Below are 16840 nucleotides of genomic sequence, written 5' to 3' on the forward strand. Positions count from 1 at the left end.
CCGCTTCGGCGAGGAGTGTCTCAGCGCTCACGGGTGCATGACGCTGGCAAATGCGAAGGAAAAGATGGAGACTTGGTTGAGCGACGACAACACTGAACGACCGCATGGCGCCATTGGCGACAAGACGCCCTGCGAGCTGGCAAATCCGGGGCCCGCTTCCGGCCCGAGCCCCGGCCAAACACCCGAAAACTCCAGCCTCGGGTGATCCGGATTAGGGGCTCACTTCAAAGGTCGGAAAACTCTGCCTCCGGGTGGTCCATAGTTGGGTAGCGGATCAAACAACAACCGGGCGCAAGTCGCGGCCGGAGGGAAGTTCAGTGGCAGGTCACCTGCGGGCGCCCCATCGAGCGCCTTGTTCTCAAATGCGCCTGCAACTCTTTCTTGAGAACGCCACGTGTCTGAATGAACAAGCTTTTGTAAATCGTCTCATGCGCCACACGCTGCGCTGGACTGCTTGGATACTCACGCATCAACCAGCCTGCAATTTGTTCGGGAGACCATGTACGCAAGAGTTTTGCCGATATGATACGACATAGATGGACCTTGCCCACCAGCTTGCAGGTCTTAGGCCGACGGGGCCGATCCCACGCCGCTTGATCCGCAGAGGTCGCGCGATAGGCAACACAACCGCCATTGCGGTTGACCTCGCGGCTGATCGTGGAAGGCGCGCGCTTCAGCCTGCCTGCTATAGCGCGCAAACTATCCCGCGCATGCAAGCCTCGTGAAATCTCTTCACGCTCAGAGCATGACAGGGCCTGACAGGATCTGACACGCGATGGAGGGCGAAGGCCACCAGTGCGTGCCAATAGGGGATGGACCGACGAGGAAGCGCGATCAAAGCTTCGTCCGATCGCATTCATGGCCTCCCCGCGGTGCCAAGGATCCCAAATCCAGGCCTTCTGCTGATCGGTAAAAAATACGCCGGCGATATGCCATGGATCACAGTCCTTCTCTCATTAAAGAATAAAGTGTTGCCGCCACCCGTTGAACCCACCGGACGAAGCTGCCGCTCGGATCGAGTCAAGGATCTGCAGCAGGCTGGCACCGACCAGACGCTCAGGCGAAATCGAGGGACGTCCAAAGTTGAACCGCACCGGGTTTACCGGAGGCTTTTATTCGTTAGCTAGGCGGCCATTTGTTTTGTGTCCGGAGCCGCGTAGAAATTGGCCTCTGCTTCTGCTGGCGGTATGTTCCCGATAGGCTCAGCAGGCGCCGATTATTGAACCAGTCGATCCATTCCCAGGTCGCGTATTCCACCACCCCGCAGCCCTGCCATGGTCCACGCCGGTGGATGACTTCGGCCTGGAAGAGACCATTGATGGTCTCGGCCAGAGCATTGTCATAGCTGCCACCGACGCTTCCGACAGAGGGTTCGATACCGGCCTCTGCCAGCCGGTCGGTGAATCGTATCAACAGATATTGGCTGCCCCCTGTCGCTGTGATGGATAAGGCCCATGCCCTTTGCGGGGCGGCGTTCATGAACCGCCTGATCGAGGACCCGCCTGGGCTGAAGTGCTGACCCGCCAGCCCAGGATACGGCGGGCATAGGCCTCAATGACAAATGCAACATAGACGAACCCCTTCCATGTGGCGACATAAGTGAAGTCACTGACCCACAGCCTGTTCGGTGCGGACACGAGGAATTGGCGGTTCACCCTACCCAATGGACAGGGCGCTTTGTTGTCCGGAATGATTGTCCGATGCGGCTTGCCGCGGATAACGCCTTGAATGCCCATGCCTTTCATCAGCCGTGCCACTGTGCATCGCGCGACATCAAAGCCCTCGCGGCTCAGCTGTCGCCAGACCTTCTGAGCGCCATAGACCCGCCAGTTCTCCTCGAACACACAAAGGCCCCCCGGGCGAAGAGTCTCGTCCCGGCGCGCCCGAGCCGACAGCCGAGACGGATCGCCACGCTTTGCCAGATGATCATAGCAGGTGGACGGGGCGACCGGCAGCACGCTGTAAGTCGGAAGTCGCCATGGTCACTCGGACCAGGGGCGTGACCATGGCTTCGCCCCATGGGTACCACGATGGGCATCAATAAAACCCACCATTACTTCGACCGGCGGTCGGGCATCTGCGGTCATGCCCGAAGCAGTGCCGCATTGCCTTCGATCATGGCAACATACGCGTTCGCCAGTGCGCTTGAACCAGTGGCGCCTTCACTGGCTCACCCCTGCGCAGGATCTCATTCGCCTGCCACCGCGATCCATGCTCTGTCTTATTGTCGAAAACCCGACGCACCGCGCGGTCGCGCACTTCAGGGGAAAACTTGTTCCTAGTCTTGCTCATGATGCTCCATCTTACTCAGGAGTTGGAGCCTCCGGAAAACACGTTGTGTTTCAGTTGATTGCGGCCCGGTTTCAATGGGACCGCGACCACAAGGAAGAGAGAGCGATATGACAGCAGTGACTGTCATCACAGGCATAGACGTCTCGCGCGACTGCCTTCATTGGCTCTTTTGGCCAAAGGGTCAGACGGGCGAATACGCCCGCGGGTTACGAGGCCCAGGTCGCCCGCCTGAAGGCACTCAGCCCGACATTGAAAGTGGGGTTTGAGGCGACAGGCGGGTTGGAATGGCGGCTTTGGCAGGCCTTGTTGCAGCGGGTATAGCCGCTGTCCGGCTGCCTCAGGCTCAGATCAAAGCTTTTGCCAGATCTCGTGGTACACGCGCTAAAACGGACCGGATTGATGCAGAGCTTCGTGCTGCTTTGATGATTTTTCGCCGTGAGGCCGGTCGGGAATTGGCTGATGAAAATTTTGTTACATTAAGGGCTTACACGATAAATCGGGCGCATTCGTGGAGATAGAGAAGCGTCTGAAAGCGGAAAGTCCGGGGCGATTGAAACAGGATGCGCCAGCGGACATAAATGATCGTGGCGATCAAAGCCCGGATTCGAACGCTGATCTGTGCTTCTGATCAGATGCACGAAGATGAGAGGCTGCTGCGCTCAGGACCGGGTATAGGTCCTGTTTGCGCCCGCCTTTTGAGTGCCGAAATGCCCGAACTCGGCTCCAGGAAAGCTGGACAGGCAGCAGCCATGGCCCCCATCGCCGAGGCCAGCGGCGCGCTGAGAGGACGCCGTATGATCGCTGGAGGACGAAGAGATTTGCGGCAAGCGCTGGTTCAGGCAGCGCGCGCGGCCTCCTTGCACAATCCGCTCTGAAGGCGGCAGCCCAGCGGCTTTGCGATAAAGGGAAAGCCCCATAAAGTCGTGAGTACTGCTATCGCCAGGCGGCTTGTGGCGATTGCAATACTCACATCAAGGGAGATATGGCTCGCGCGAGCCGCCTGGAGACACAGTTACCGGGATGCCCCCCCGAGCGCAGAGAGCGCCTGCCGGCCTTGCCATGAACGGGGCAGGGGGGCCCTTTGTCAGCCGTGTTTCACCATGACATGGCGCACAACGGTGTAATCTTCCAGCGCATAGCCCGACAGATCCTTGCCATAGCCCGACTGCTTCAGCCCGCCATGCGGCATCTCATTGGCCAGCATAAAGTGCGTATTGATCCATGTGCAGCCATAGCGCAGCCGCGCCGCCGTCGCCATGGCGCGGCCGACATCCTTCGTCCAGACCGAGGAGGCCAGACCATAGGCGCTGTCATTGGCCCATGTAACCGCTTGATCTACCTCAGTAAATGGCGTGACGGACACCACAGGGCCAAAGACCTCGCGGCGCACAATTTCATCCTCCTGGGTGGCTCCGGCGATCACGGTGGGGCGGTAGTAATAGCCTTCTTCCATGGTTTCGCCACCCGTCGTGACCTCAACATGGCTGAGCTCGCGGGCGCGGTTGACGAAACTTGCCACCCGCTCACGCTGGCGCTGGCTGATGAGCGGCGGGATCTCATTGAGGCTGTCATCAGCACCCGCCAGTTGGATGGAAGCAGCAGCAGAGGTCAGATCGGCGACCAGATTGTCGTAGACCTTTTTGCCCGCATAGACACGGCAGGCGGCGGTGCAGTCCTGGCCTGCGTTATAGAAAGAAAACGCCCGCAGGCCTTCGACCACTTCCGAGATATCGGCGTCATCAAAGACCAGAACCGGGGCCTTGCCGCCGAGCTCAAGATGGGTGCGCTTGACGCTGCGCGCCGCCGCGTCGAGCATTTTTTTGCCGGTCGCCACATCGCCCGTCAGCGAGATCATATCGATGCCTGCGTGATGGATCAGATGGTTGCCCACCGTCTGACCGCGTCCGGTGACGATATTGACCACGCCTTCGGGCAGCTCTTCGGCGAGGATCTGCGCCAGTTTCAGCGCCGTCAGCGGCGTCTGCTCGGAGGGTTTAAAGACCACGGTATTGCCGCCCGCAATCGCCGGGGCGAGCTTCCAGGCCATCATCATCAGCGGGTAATTCCAGGGCGCAATAGAGGCCACGACCCCCACCGGATCGCGCCGGACCATCGAGGTATGGCCGGCGAGATATTCCCCCGCCAGCGCCCCGTGCTGGTTGCGCACCGCGCCGGCGAAAAAGCGGTAGCAGTCCACAATCGCGGGGATTTCGTCATTTGTCGCAAGGCCGATGGGCTTGCCGCAGTTCAGCGCCTCAAGGGCGGCGAAGGCCTCGGTCTCGCGCTCAATCCGGTCGGCGATCCGCAACAGCGCGGCAGAGCGTTCGGCAGGCGTGGTCAGTGACCAGCGCTGAAAGGCAGTTTGCGCCGCCGCAACCGCGCGGTCGACCTGGCCCATTGAGGCCTCGGGCACATCTAAAATCACTGCGCCGGTGCGGGGGTTCAGGATTTGCTCAGGCTGCTCTTCGCCCTGCTCAAAAGAAGCGCCGATCAGCAAACGGGTCTCAATGGCGGTCATCTCTCGGGTCTCCTTTGGAAGATCATTTGCCCATGCCAGCGGTCTCAGAGCCGCCGCGGGTCAGGTAATAGGCTGCAAGGATTGGCAAAAAGGTCACCAGAAAGACCACGATGGCGACCACATTGGTCACCGGCCTCTGGCGGGGCCGCACCAGCTCATTCAGCATCCAGATCGGCAGGGTAGATTGCTGCCCGGCGGTGAAGGTGGTGACGATCACCTCATCAAACGACAGCGCAAAGGCCAGCATGCCGCCCGCCAGCAGCGCCGAGCCAAGGTTCGGCAGCAGCACATAGCGGAAGGTCTGAAAGCTGTTGGCCCCCAGATCGGCCGAGGCCTCGGCAATCGCGCCTGACAGGCGGCGCATTCGCGCCACCGCATTGTTGTAAACGATCACGATGCAGAAGGTGGCGTGGCCCAGCACGATGGTCCAGGTCGAAAAGGGGATCTCCATGATGCCAAAGGCCGAGCGCAGGCTCATGCCGGTGATCACACCGGGCAGGGCGATCGGCAGCAGGATCAGCAGGGTGATCTGATCGCGGCCGAAGAATTTCGTGCGGCTCATGGCGGCAGCGGCCAGGGTGCCGAGCACCATGGCGAGGGCGGTGGAAATCGCCGCGACCTTCAGCGACAGATAAAGCGGTGGCCAGATGTCGGGACGGTCATTCCAGGCCACGCCAAACCATTTCAGCGTGAGGCCAGGGGGCGGGAACTGATAGCTGCGCTCTTCGGTGGTGAAGGCGTAAAGGAAGATCAGCAGGATCGGCAGATGGAGGAAGAGAAGGGCGACAATCGCCCCGATCTTCAGCCCAAGGGAGGCGCGTTCAGAGTGCATCAAAGGCCCCCATCTTCCGGGCAATGGTCAGATAAATCACCATGATGATGATCGGCACCACCGCAAAGGCTGCCGCCAGCGGGATATTCCCGGCGGTGCCCTGCAACTTATAAACCGCCATGCCGATGAAATTGGCGCTGTTGCCGATGATCTGCGGGATGATGTAATCGCCCAAAGTCAGCGAGAAGGTGAAGATCGAGCCGGCGATGATCCCCGGCAGCGCCAGCGGCAGGATCACCGTGCGGAAAGTCTGGCCGCGGTTTGCGCCCAGATCGGCAGAGGCCTCAATCATGCTGCGCGGCACCCGCTCAAGTGCGGCCTGCATCGGCAGGATCATATAGGGCAGCCAGACATAGACAAAGACCAGCCAGGTCCCGAAAGGCGAAGTGGAAAGCGAGCTGGACGAAAGCCCCGGCACCGACAAAATCCCGTCGATCACAAAGGAGGTGCCGGTCCCGGCGGCAGCCCAGGTCAGAATGCCTTCTTTGGCCAGGATCAGCTTCCAGGCATAGACCTTGACCAGATAGCTCGACCACAACGGCAGCATGATGCCGAGGTAACAGACCGCCTTCATCGCCCCCTGCGCATGGCGCGCGGCGTAATAAGCGATCGGGAAAGCGATCACGGCGGAAGCCAGGGTGACCGCCGCCGCCATAAACAACGTGCGCAGGATGATATCGACGTTCTGCGCGCGAAAGAGTTCAGCATAGGTGGAAAGTGTGAATTCTTCCTTCACCATGCCCGAGAATTCGTCGATCGAATAAAAACTCTGCAACAGCAGCGCCGCGAGAGAGCCAAGATAGACCACCCCCAGCCACAAAAGCGGCAGCGCGATCAACAGCAGCAGCAGCACCCCCGGCCTGCGCCAGAACAGCCCCGTCAGCCGGTCCCAGGCGCCGCGCGTGGGTAAAATCGCGGGGGCGCGGCTCATCCCTCGCCCTCCATGATGTTCAGCGCCTCGGGGGCGAAGCTCAGCCGGACCTGATCGCCGGTGGCGGGCAGGGGCACGCCTGCGGGCACAAAGGCCGCAAGCTCTGTGCCCTCGGTCTGAATGGCGACGCGGGTGCCCGAGCCGAGATAGCGCAGGGCGGTGACGCGCCCGCCCAGGGGGCCATCTGCGCTCAACCGGATTTGTTCGGGGCGCAGCGACGACCAGCGGGCAGGGCCACCCAGGCGCGCCGTCAGATCGGGGGGTAACACATTGGCAGAGCCCACAAAATCCGCAACAAAGCGTGAGCGCGGCGCGTCATAGACCTGCGCAGGGGTGCCGATCTGCGCGATGCGGCCCTCGGAGAAAACGGCCAGGGAATCCGCCATCGACAGCGCTTCATGCTGGTCGTGGGTCACAAAGACAAAGGTCAGCCCAAGGCGCATCTGCAGCGCCTTCAATTCATCCTGCATGGCCTCGCGCAGCTTCAGATCCAATGCGCCAAGCGGCTCATCCAGCAGCAGCACCCGGGGCCGGTTCACCAGCGCCCGCGCCAGCGCCACCCTTTGGCGCTGCCCGCCCGAAAGCTGCGAGGGTTTGCGGCTGCCAAAGCCCGAAAGCTTCACCAGCTCCAGCATTTCTTCTGCCTTTTCAAGGCGCTGGCGCTTTCCCTCGCCCTTGACCATCAGCCCGTAGGCGACATTGTCGCGCACGCTCATATGGGGGAAAAGCGCATAATCCTGAAAGACGGTATTCACGTTGCGCAGATGCGGCGGCACCCGCGAGACATCTTCGCCAAAGATCCGGATCTCGCCCCCGGTGGGGCTTTCAAAGCCGGAGATCAGCCGCAGACAGGTGGTCTTGCCCGATCCGGACGGCCCGAGCATGGCGAAAAATGAGCCCTCTTCTATGACCAGATCCACACCGTCGACGGCTTTAACCAGGCCGAAGTGACGGGCGACATTACGAAATTCTACGGCAGCGGCCATTATGTCTCCGGGGGGCAGTCAGGCATTTGGGGGAGGTCCGGCCCCGCAGGACGCGGGGCCGGACAGGGGATCAGCGCCCGCCGATCACGCCGATGTAGTCAGAGACCCAGCGGTAATAGGGCACGCAGGCCCCCTCGCCGAGCGAGCAGTTGGAGACCGGCGTGGTCCAGAAGGCGATCTTCTCAAAATCATCCGAGCCGTTCGCCGTGCAGATCTCAGGCGTCAGCATGCCGCGCTTGTCGGTGCAGGCGGCGGGCACCGAGGGGTTCGCGCCAAACCAGACCGAGAGATCCGATTGCAGCTTGGACGAAAGCTGATGCTCAAACCACATATAGGCGCAGTTCGGGCTTTTGGCGTTGACATGCAGCATCGAGGTATCGGCCCAGCCGGTCACGCCTTCCTGCGGGAAGGTCGAGGCGAGCGGCACGCCATCCGCCTTCAGCAGGTTCACCTGGAAAGGCCAGGAGCCCGAGGCCGCAAGGCCTTCGTTTTTGAAGTCGTCGATCTGGATGAAGGCGTCATGCCAGTAACGCGAGGTCAGCTTGCGCTGCTCGCGCAGCAGATCGAGGGCGGCTTTATATTGATCCTCATTCAGCTCATAGGGCGATTTGATGCCCAGCTCGGGCTTATGATGCATCAGATATTGCGCGGCATTGGCGATATGGATCGGGCCGTCATAGGCCTGAACGCGGCCCTGGTTGGGCTTGCCGTCGGGCAGATCCATCGGCTCAAAGACCACATTCCAGGACTTCGGCGGCTCAGGGAAGACATCGGTGCGGTAAGCGAGGATATTCGGGCCCCAGACGTAAGGCACGCCGTAATGCACGCCATCAACGGTGTGCCAGGGCGCATTTTGCAGCCGCTCGTCGATCTCTTTATAGCTTGGCACCAGATCAATATTGATCGGCTGCACCCGGCCGCCCGCCACCAGCCGCAGCGAGGCATCGCCCGAGGCGGTGACCATGTCAAAGCCGCCCTCATTCATCAGAGCGACCATCTCGTCTGAGGTATTGGCGGTTTTCACCGAGACCTTACAGCCGGTCGCGGCCTCAAAATCGGTCACCCAGTCGAATTTCGGGTCGGTCTGACCGCGCTCAATAAAGCCTGCCCAGGCGACGATGGACAGGCTGCCCTCTCCGGGGCCGATGGAGGCAAGCTGGGCGAAGACGGGGGTGGTGGCGATGGTCAGGCTCAGGGCCGAGGTGGCCAGCAGTTTCAGGCGGTTCATGGCAACTCCCTGGGTGATGCGGCAAAGCGGTGCGCGGTCTTGCAGCAGCGTTCCCCGGGGCGCGACCTTTCACAAACGCAAAAACTTGAAGCGAGCTATCGGATTTTCCGAACGCAGAGCGGGGCAGGGATGTACCCATTTGATTTTAAAAGATTTCTGCGGCTGCAACTTCCGGAAACGGCCACGGGCGTTCCGCCCCGGGGGGGTATTTTGCCGGATTTTCGGGCGGCAAGGGTGCCGGATCAGCGCTGCGCGATCGAGCCTTGGGCGATCCGCACGAAATCGGCGGCCGGGCCGGGCAGGGGAAATCCGCGCCGCCAGGCCAGGCCCACCTGCACCGTGGGCAGATCGCCCGAGACATCGCGGGTCTCAATCCGGTCGCCTTCCAGCGACCAGGGCCGATAAACAAGACTGGGCAGGATCGCCACGCCTGCGCCGGTGGCCACCAGCGAGCGCACCGCCTCAACCGAGCGGGTGCGAAAGGCCACGCGCGGGCGCACGGCCAGCCCCTGGGTCAGCCTGCGGGTGATCTCTTCGATCTCATCGACCATCAGCTGGATCAGCGGCAGACCCGAAAGTGCTTCAAGATCAATGCTCTCCAGATCCGCCAGCTCATGCCCCATCGGCAGCCAGAGCCGATAGGGCGAGACCAGCAGCGTCTCAACATGCATGGCCATGCGGTCCTGGATCGAGGAGGTCATCAGAACCGCCACATCCAGCTCTCCGCCGATCAGAAGATGCTCCAGATAATCGGCATTTTCCTCAATGACCGAAAGCTCAATGCGCGGGAAAGCCCGGCGGTAGCGCGACAGGATATCGGACAGCACATAGCCCGCCACCAGCGAGGTCACCCCCAGCGACAGCCGCCCCGGCTGGCTTTCCGCCTCATCGCGAAAGCTGGAGCATGCGGAGGAGACATCTGTCAGGATCCGCCGAGCATGGCGCAAAAAGGCCTGGCCCTTATGGGTGATCTCCAGCCCCCGGGCCTGGCGGTCAAAAAGCCGGATGCCAAGGTCTTCTTCCAGCGCGCGGATCGCCTCAGTCACGGAGCTTTGGCTGATGGAAAGCTGCCGTGCCGCCCCGGTCACGGAGCGGGTCTCTGCCGCCGCGATGAAAAACTGCAATTGCCGTAAAGTGAATGCCATACCGCCCCCTGTCCGGGGTCAACATGGCAAAGAAACCGCAAAGCGCGAAGGTCTTTCGCGCCAAAAGCCCGGCCTTTCGACCGGGCTTTTCATCTGCCGCTTAAAGCGCCACGCAGTCCGCGTAGTGGCGCACCAGGCCATCGGCGCCAACCTCGGCGACGAGGCCGTGGATATCGGTCTCAAAGCCCGGGCATTCGCGCGCGAAATCGCGGTTAAAGCGCAGGAAGTCGACGATGCCTTTGTTGAAGACCTCGCCCGGGATCAGCAGCGGGATGCCCGGCGGATAGGGCGTCACGAGGCTGGTGGTGATGCGGCCTTCCAGCTCATCCACCGGCACCCGCTCGGTCTTGCGCTTGGCGATCTGCGCGAAGGCGTCTGAGGGGGTCATGGCCGGGGTGTGATCGGTCAGATAGATCTCAGTCGAAAGACGCGCGATGTCATATTTGGCATAAAGTTCATGCACATGCTGGCTCAGATCGCGCAGGCCCATCTGCTCATAACGGCTGTGACGCGCCGAGAATTCCGGCATCACGCGCCAGAGCGGCTGGTTGCGGTCATAATCGTCTTTGAACTGCTGCAGCGCGGCCAGCAGGGTGTTCCAGCGGCCCTTGGTGATGCCGATGGTGAACAGAATGAAGAAGCTGTAAAGCCCGGTCTTCTCGACCACAACGCCATGCTCTGCCAGATATTTCGACACGATCGAGGCCGGGATACCGGTGGTATCAAAGCGTCCGTCAATATCGAGGCCGGGGGTGATCAGCGTGGCTTTGATCGGGTCAAGCATGTTGAAGCCCGGCGCCATATCGCCAAAGCCATGCCAGGCGTCTTCGCCGTCGCGCTGCACGCCCTCGGAATCGGTACGCCGCAGCTCCCAGTCGCGGGCGCGGCCGATGCCTTCTGCCTCCAGCTCATCCGGGCCCCAGACCTGGAACCACCAGTCATTATCGCCAAATTCCGCATCGACCTTGCGCATGGCGCGGCGGAAATCCAGCGCCTCAAGGATCGATTCTTCCACCAGCGCGGTGCCGCCCGGAGGCTCCATCATGGCCGCCGCGACATCGCAGGAGGCGATGATCGAATATTGCGGGCTGGTGGAGGTATGCATCAGATAGGCTTCGTTGAAGAGATGCCGGTCCAGCTTCACCGTTTCGCTGTCCTGCACCAGCACATGGCTGGCCTGGCTGATGCCTGCCAGCAGTTTGTGAATGCTTTGCGTGGCATAGGTCACCGAATGCCTGGTGCGCCCGCGTTTGCGGCCCATGGCGTGATAGGTGCCATAGAAGGGGTGGAAGGCGGCATGCGGCAGCCAGGCCTCATCGAAATGCAGGTTGTCGACATAGCCGTCGAGCAGACGTTTGATCTCTTCGGTATTGTAGAGAACGCCGTCATAGGTCGATTGCGTCAGCGTCATCACCCGCGGGGTCACCGCATCGGCATCGACACCCGCCAGCAGCGGGTTGGCGCGGATCTTGGCCTTGATCGCCTCAGGCTCAAACTCAGAGCGGCCGATGGGGCCGATGATGCCGTAATGGTTGCGCGTCGGGCGCAGGAAGACCGGGATTGCGCCGGTCATAATGATCGAATGCAGGATCGATTTGTGGCAGTTGCGGTCGACCACCACCACATCGCCCGGCGCGACCGTGTGGTGCCAGACCATTTTATTCGAGGTCGAGGTGCCATTGGTCACAAAGAAGCAGTGATCGGCATTGAAAATCCGCGCGGCATTGCGCTCGGATGCGCCGATGGCGCCGTTGTGGTCCAGCAGCTGGCCCAGTTCTTCGACCGCATTGCAGACATCGGCGCGCAGCATGTTTTCACCGTAGAACTGGTGATACATCTGACCGATCGGCGATTTCAGGAAGGCCACGCCCCCCGAATGCCCCGGGCAATGCCAGGAATAAGAGCCGTCTTCCGCATAATCCAGCAGCGCCTTAAAGAAGGGCGGCTGGATGCTTTCGAGATAGTTCTTGGCTTCGCGGATGATGTGACGCGCCACAAATTCCGGCGTGTCTTCAAACATATGAATGAAGCCGTGCAGCTCTTTGAGGATGTCATTGGGCAGGTGCCGCGAGGTGCGGGTCTCGCCATGCAGAAAGATCGGCACATCCGAGTTTTTCCAGCGCACTTCTTCGATGAAAGCGCGCAGCTTTGAGATCACGCTGTCTTTTTCGTCTGTGCCGTCAAACTCTTCATCGTCAAACGACAGCACGAAAGCCGAGGCGCGGCTTTGCTGCTGGGCAAATTGCGACAGATCGCCATAGCTCGTGACCCCGAGCACCTCAAGGCCCTCACGCTCGATGGCGTCAGCCAGCGCACGGATGCCAAAACCCGAGGTATTCTCGGAGCGGAAGTCTTCGTCAATAATGACGATCGGAAAGCGGAATTTCACAGGAGGTTTCCTTTCGTCACCACAACTCGCGCTGCTCATCACAACCTGTGGTCTTCGGGTCAAGCCTTTCCTGCGGCAGCGCGGCCTGCAGGACGATATCTCTGCAAAAAACTGCCGGTGGCGCGATGAGTTCCGCCGATCCGTCCTGAACATCGAAGGCCAAAGCGTCCCGGGACAGGGCAGAGAGGGGGAGGGCAGCGGCAGTCCTCAGGGGATGTCCCCCCGTTTTCAGCGGTTCTAATCGGACACCCCCCGGGTTTTGGAGGGTGATCAGGAAATGTTCCCGCGCAGCCTCTCCCCATTCAGCACCCTTCGCGGTTTTCTGCGCATGCAAACACCGCGAAGCGGCGGGATTGCGCCGGAATCGCCGGTCTTTCGTTTTGCACTTGGGAGGGGGGCGTGCCTGCCGCAGGCTTGGCACATGCTGCAGATATCTGATCCCGACCCCGCGTCGCTGCGTCCGCTTTTGCGGGCAGCCGACCTTCCCGATCCCGCCCGCCTGGCCTGGTTTTTTGACCTCGACGGCACGCTGATCGACCTCGCCCCGCGCCCCGATGCCGTCACCTGCCCCCCGGGGCTGAGCGCGCTTCTGGACCGTCTGCGCGACCGCAGTGAGGGGGCCTTGGCCATTATTACCGGCCGACAGCGGCGTTTTGCTGAGGATCTGCTTGGGGTTGAGGGGCTGACCATCCTCGGTCTGCACGGCGCTGAGCGCCCGGGGCTGATCCCGCACCGCCCCTCAGACATTGTCGCCGGGCGGCTGCGGCGCTTTGCCGAAGACACTCCCGGCGTGATCTTTGAGGACAAGGGGGCGGCCCTTGCGCTGCATTACCGCCTCGCTCCGGCCGCAAAGCCCCGCGTTGAGGCGCTGATGCGTGAGGGGCTGGTACAATCGGGTGCGGGGTTTCAGCTGCGCCCCGGTCATATGGTGGTTGAGCTGTGTCCCGCCACCGCCGGTAAGGGTAAGGCGCTGGCCCGTCTGATGCGTGAGCCGCCTTTCGCCGGGCGCATTCCCTTTGCGGCGGGCGATGATCTGACCGATGAGGCGATGTTTTCTGAGGTGAACCCCCGCGGCGGGCTGTCGCTGCGCATCGGGTCTGCGGGGCCTGACTGCCTTGCCTCCTTCGGACTGCCGGGCCCTGCGGCGTTTCGCAGCCTGCTGCAGCAGGTGGCCGGATGACGGGGCCGGGTGATACGGATCTGAACCTTGCCCTCATCGGCAATGCGGCGGGGGCCGCGCTGATCTCTTCGGAAGGGGCAGTGACCTTTATGTGCGCGCCGCGCATGGACGGGGATCCGGTCTTTTGCGGGTTGCTGAACCCGGTTTCGGGCCCGCCTGAGGGCGAATGGCAGATCCGCCTGACCGGGCAGACCCGATCAGAGCAGCGCTATCTGCGCAACACCCCGATTGTTGAGACGCTGCTCCATGATGCCGAGGGCAATTGCCTGCGCCTGCTCGATTTTATGCCGCGCTACAAAAATGAGGGCCGGACCTTTCGCGGCCGCACGCTGGTGCGGATCGTGGAGCCGGTCTCGGGCACGCCGCGGCTGCAGATGCGGCTGCGGCCGCGGTATGGCTATGGCGCGCATCCTGCCACCCGAACGGCGGGCAGCAATCACATCCGCTATGATCTGGGCAGCCAGGTTCTGCGCCTCAGCACCGATGCGCCGCTGGATTATGTGCTCTCGGAGACGCCCTTTCTGGTCGGGCGGCCGATGGCCTTTCTCTTTGGCCCCGATGAGGGGCTCAGCGATGATGCCCTGGTCGTCGCGCAGCATTTTCTGCGCCGCACCAGGGGCTATTGGCAGGACTGGGTGCGCTCTCTGGCGCTGCCGCCGGATTACCAGCAGGTGGTGATCCGATCTGCGATCACGCTGAAGCTTTGTTCTTATGAGGACACCGGCGCGATCATGGCGGCAATCACCACCTCGATCCCGGAATATGACGGCTCGGGCCGGACCTGGGATTACCGTTTTTGCTGGCTGCGCGACAGCTATTTCACCGTCCAGGCGCTCAACAGCCTCAATGCGACCCGCACCATGGAGAACTACCTGCTCTATGTCTCCAATGTGGCGGCCGGATCGCCCGATGGCGTGCTGCAGCCGCTCTTTGGCCTCGGCGGAGAGCGGGAGCCGCTGGAGGAGCTGATGCCCGATCTTGCGGGCTATCGCGGCTCGGGTCCGGTGCGGCGGGGCAATGCGGCTTATACGCAGGTGCAAAATGACGGCTATGGCTCGGTGATCATGGCGGTGACCCAGGCCTTCTTTGATGAGCGGCTGCCCAATCTCGGCGGCGTGGATCTGTTTCGCCGCATGGAACAGATCGGCGACGAGGCGCGGCGGCGCTGGAATGAGCCGGATGCGGGCCTTTGGGAATTCCGCACCCGCAGCGCCGTGCATACCCATTCCGCGCTGATGTGCTGGGCGGGCTGCGACCGGCTGGCAAAGATCGCCCGTCATCTGAACCTGACGCCCGAGGCGGACCGCTGGGCGGCGGAGGCCCATGAGATCCGCGAGGCCATTTTGCACGGGGCCTGGAACAAAGAGCGGGGGTCTTTTGTCTCAGAGTTCGGGGGGGAGGATCTGGACGCCAGCCTTCTTCTGATGGCCCAGACCGGGTTTCTGCGCCCCGATGATCCGCGCTTTCTCGCCACGCTGGCGGCGGTCGAGCAGGATCTGCGCTTTGGCGATCACGTCTACCGCTACCGGCGTCCCGATGATTTCGGGGCCCCGGAAACCGCCTTCAGCGCCTGCACCTTCTGGCTGATCGACGCGCTGCACCGCGTGGGTCGGCAGGAGGAAGCGCGGCAGATCTTTGAAGGCATTCTGAGCCAGCGCACCGCGCTTGGGCTGTTGTCTGAGGGGGTGCATGTTGAGACCGGCGCGCTGTGGGGGAATTTCCCGCAGACCTATTCGATGGTCGGTCTCATCAATTCTGCAATGGCGCTCTCGCGCCGATGGGAGGAAGTCCTTTGAGCCGTCTGATCGTCGTCTCCAACCGCGTCCCGCAACCGGGCGCACCCTCCACCGGGGGGCTGGCCGTCGCCCTGCGCGCGGCTCTGGAAGCTGAGGGCGGCATCTGGATGGGCTGGTCCGGTAAAACCTGCCCTGATGATGAAGACCCCGGCTTCACCCTGCACCAGAACGGTGCCATCACCTGGGCGCTCAGCGATCTGACCGAGCGGGATCTGGCGGAATACTACCAGGGCTTTGCCAACAGCGCCCTCTGGCCGCTTTTTCATTACCGGCTGGGGCTGACCGAATTTGCCCGGGGCGACAGCGCGGGCTATCACCGGGTCAACCGGCTCTTTGCGGAGCGCCTGGCGGGTATGGTGCGTCCCGGCGATCTGACCTGGGTGCATGATTATCACCTGCTGCCCCTCGGCTCAGAGCTGCGTACCCGCGGCATCAGCGGGCGGATCGGTTATTTTCACCATATCCCCTGGCCCTCGCCGGATGTCTTTCTGGCGCTGCCGGGGGCCGAGCGGCTTTTGCAGGCGATGACGGCCTATGATCTGATCGGCTTTCAGACCGCGGTCGATGCGCAGAACTTTGAGGCCTGTCTGCTGCGCGCGCTTCCCGCCCGGCGTCAGGGGGCGGATATGGTCTGCGGCACGCGTCGCTTTCGGGTCGGGGCCTTTCCGATCTCCATCGACACCGCCGGCTTTGAGCGCCGCGCCGCCCAGGCCGCCGGAGAGCCGACCCTGCGCCGGATGCGCGCCAGCCTGACCGGGCAGCGCCTGCTGATCGGGGTCGACCGGCTCGATTATACCAAGGGCATCCCGGAACGCATCGGCGGTTTCCGGCGCTATCTCAGCGATTACCCCGATCAGGCGGGCCAGGTCTCCTTTTTGCAGATCGCCCCCCGCTCGCGCTCAGATGTTGAGCAATATGAGGCGCTTGAGCGCGAGATCGCCACGCTTGCGGGGCAACTGGCGGGCGAATGGGGGCGGCTCGACTGGACGCCCCTGCGCTATGTGAACCGGGCCTTCGGGCAGAATGTGCTGGCGGGTCTTTACCGCCAGGCGGATGTGGCCCTGGTCACCCCGCTGCGCGACGGGATGAATCTGGTGGCGAAGGAATTTGTCGCCTCGCAGGATCCCGGGAACCCCGGCGCTCTGGTGCTTTCGCGCTTCGCGGGCGCGGTGCAGGAACTCGGCAATGGGGCGATTGTGGTCAATCCCTATGACCAGGAAGCGATTGCCCAGGCCATCTCGCGCGCGCTTGCCATGCCGCTGCCCGAGCGTCAGAGCCGTCACACCGCCATGATGCGCAGCCTGCGCGCCAACACCGTCTTTGACTGGTGCCGCACCTATCTCACCGCGCTGGAGGGCCATGAGATGGGCCTGGAAAAGCTGCCCGCCTGAGCCGGAACATCGCGCCTTCCTCCCGGTTCAGGACAAAACGACAGAGCGAAGGAGCCGAGCATGACCCAGCCACGCCCGCCGCGACCGGGACTGAACGGCCGCGCCGCGCGGCCCCGGATGTGACGGATCAGCGCCAGCAGCAGATGGACCCG

The 16840-nt window shown here is 62.3% G+C and carries 13 protein-coding genes and 2 pseudogenes; 6 read left to right on the forward strand and 9 right to left on the reverse strand.

Annotated elements, in window-relative coordinates:
* A partial coding sequence (locus EG244_RS15005; RefSeq protein WP_148097635.1) for an integrase core domain-containing protein occupies nucleotides 1-205 on the forward strand: 205 nt, incomplete at its 5' end.
* Between the two features lie 130 nt (nucleotides 206-335).
* On the opposite strand, the pseudogene EG244_RS15010 reads toward EG244_RS15005, so the two are convergent.
* Both EG244_RS15010 and EG244_RS21015 read right to left on the reverse strand, forming a co-directional pair.
* Nucleotides 336-936: pseudogene (locus tag EG244_RS15010) on the reverse strand (transposase); the annotation flags it as partial.
* A 187-nt stretch (nucleotides 937-1123) separates the two neighbouring features.
* A pseudogene (locus EG244_RS21015) lies at nucleotides 1124-2292 on the reverse strand (IS3 family transposase).
* 284 nt (nucleotides 2293-2576) lie between these two features.
* Here EG244_RS21015 and EG244_RS21520 point away from each other — a divergent pair.
* Nucleotides 2577-2810: an IS110 family transposase gene (locus tag EG244_RS21520; protein ID WP_199737994.1), complete on the forward strand. Its 234-nt coding sequence runs from the start codon at nucleotides 2577-2579 to the stop codon at nucleotides 2808-2810.
* Between the two features lie 114 nt (nucleotides 2811-2924).
* On the forward strand, nucleotides 2925-3167 hold the full coding sequence (locus tag EG244_RS21525) for a transposase (protein WP_407644051.1): 243 nt from the start codon (nucleotides 2925-2927) through the stop codon (nucleotides 3165-3167).
* A gap of 209 nt (nucleotides 3168-3376) precedes the next feature.
* On the opposite strand, the gene EG244_RS15030 is transcribed toward EG244_RS21525, so the two are convergent.
* The 7 genes from EG244_RS15030 to EG244_RS15060 all read right to left on the reverse strand — a co-directional run bounded on the left by EG244_RS15030 (nucleotide 3377) and on the right by EG244_RS15060 (nucleotide 12321).
* On the reverse strand, nucleotides 3377-4810 hold the full coding sequence (locus tag EG244_RS15030; RefSeq protein ID WP_407644049.1) for a gamma-aminobutyraldehyde dehydrogenase: 1434 nt from the start codon (nucleotides 4808-4810) through the stop codon (nucleotides 3377-3379).
* 22 nt (nucleotides 4811-4832) lie between these two features.
* Nucleotides 4833-5642, reverse strand: a complete 810-nt coding sequence (locus EG244_RS15035) for an ABC transporter permease (RefSeq protein WP_124965903.1) — start codon at nucleotides 5640-5642, stop codon at nucleotides 4833-4835.
* Nucleotides 5632-6573, reverse strand: a complete 942-nt coding sequence (locus EG244_RS15040) for an ABC transporter permease (protein WP_124965905.1) — start codon at nucleotides 6571-6573, stop codon at nucleotides 5632-5634. Before EG244_RS15040 ends, EG244_RS15035 begins: the two co-directional genes overlap by 11 nt.
* The gene (locus EG244_RS15045; protein ID WP_124965907.1) at nucleotides 6570-7559 is read right to left on the reverse strand and encodes an ABC transporter ATP-binding protein; all 990 of its coding nucleotides are present in this window, start codon (nucleotides 7557-7559) and stop codon (nucleotides 6570-6572) included. Before EG244_RS15045 ends, EG244_RS15040 begins: the two co-directional genes overlap by 4 nt.
* Before the next feature lie 70 nt (nucleotides 7560-7629).
* Nucleotides 7630-8787, reverse strand: a complete 1158-nt coding sequence (locus tag EG244_RS15050; RefSeq protein ID WP_124965909.1) for an ABC transporter substrate-binding protein — start codon at nucleotides 8785-8787, stop codon at nucleotides 7630-7632.
* A 242-nt stretch (nucleotides 8788-9029) separates the two neighbouring features.
* Nucleotides 9030-9932: a LysR family transcriptional regulator gene (locus EG244_RS15055; RefSeq protein ID WP_124965910.1), complete on the reverse strand. Its 903-nt coding sequence runs from the start codon at nucleotides 9930-9932 to the stop codon at nucleotides 9030-9032.
* A gap of 100 nt (nucleotides 9933-10032) precedes the next feature.
* Entirely contained in the window at nucleotides 10033-12321 is a 2289-nt protein-coding gene (locus EG244_RS15060; RefSeq protein ID WP_124965912.1) for an arginine/lysine/ornithine decarboxylase, read from the reverse strand.
* Between the two features lie 421 nt (nucleotides 12322-12742).
* Here EG244_RS15060 and otsB point away from each other — a divergent pair, with 421 nt between their 5' ends.
* The 3 genes from otsB to EG244_RS15075 are packed head-to-tail and all read left to right on the forward strand — an operon-like array spanning nucleotide 12743 to nucleotide 16688.
* Nucleotides 12743-13501: a trehalose-phosphatase gene (otsB, locus tag EG244_RS15065; RefSeq protein ID WP_158617322.1), complete on the forward strand. Its 759-nt coding sequence runs from the start codon at nucleotides 12743-12745 to the stop codon at nucleotides 13499-13501.
* Entirely contained in the window at nucleotides 13498-15297 is a 1800-nt protein-coding gene (locus EG244_RS15070) for a glycoside hydrolase family 15 protein (protein ID WP_124965916.1), read from the forward strand. The genes otsB and EG244_RS15070 overlap by 4 nt, the downstream gene beginning before the upstream one ends.
* The gene (locus EG244_RS15075) at nucleotides 15294-16688 is read left to right on the forward strand and encodes an alpha,alpha-trehalose-phosphate synthase (UDP-forming) (RefSeq protein WP_124965918.1); all 1395 of its coding nucleotides are present in this window, start codon (nucleotides 15294-15296) and stop codon (nucleotides 16686-16688) included. The genes EG244_RS15070 and EG244_RS15075 overlap by 4 nt, the downstream gene beginning before the upstream one ends.
* The last annotated feature ends 152 nt before the right edge of the window (nucleotides 16689-16840 follow it).

It is taken from the genome of Falsigemmobacter faecalis (assembly GCF_003863335.1).
GTDB lineage: Bacteria > Pseudomonadota > Alphaproteobacteria > Rhodobacterales > Rhodobacteraceae > Wagnerdoeblera > Wagnerdoeblera faecalis.

What these genes read in the sequence shown, in the direction of transcription:
- EG244_RS21520 (WP_199737994.1), top strand. Translation starts at nt 2,577, where the DNA reads ATGGCGGCTTTGGCAGGCCTTGTTGCAGCGGGTATAGCCGCTGTCCGG.
- EG244_RS21525 (WP_407644051.1), top strand. Translation starts at nt 2,925, where the DNA reads ATGCACGAAGATGAGAGGCTGCTGCGCTCAGGACCGGGTATAGGTCCT.
- EG244_RS15030 (WP_407644049.1), bottom strand. Translation starts at nt 4,810, where the DNA reads ATGACCGCCATTGAGACCCGTTTGCTGATCGGCGCTTCTTTTGAGCAG.
- EG244_RS15035 (WP_124965903.1), bottom strand. Translation starts at nt 5,642, where the DNA reads ATGCACTCTGAACGCGCCTCCCTTGGGCTGAAGATCGGGGCGATTGTC.
- EG244_RS15040 (WP_124965905.1), bottom strand. Translation starts at nt 6,573, where the DNA reads ATGAGCCGCGCCCCCGCGATTTTACCCACGCGCGGCGCCTGGGACCGG.
- EG244_RS15045 (WP_124965907.1), bottom strand. Translation starts at nt 7,559, where the DNA reads ATGGCCGCTGCCGTAGAATTTCGTAATGTCGCCCGTCACTTCGGCCTG.
- EG244_RS15050 (WP_124965909.1), bottom strand. Translation starts at nt 8,787, where the DNA reads ATGAACCGCCTGAAACTGCTGGCCACCTCGGCCCTGAGCCTGACCATC.
- EG244_RS15055 (WP_124965910.1), bottom strand. Translation starts at nt 9,932, where the DNA reads ATGGCATTCACTTTACGGCAATTGCAGTTTTTCATCGCGGCGGCAGAG.
- otsB (WP_158617322.1), top strand. Translation starts at nt 12,743, where the DNA reads ATGCTGCAGATATCTGATCCCGACCCCGCGTCGCTGCGTCCGCTTTTG.
- EG244_RS15070 (WP_124965916.1), top strand. Translation starts at nt 13,498, where the DNA reads ATGACGGGGCCGGGTGATACGGATCTGAACCTTGCCCTCATCGGCAAT.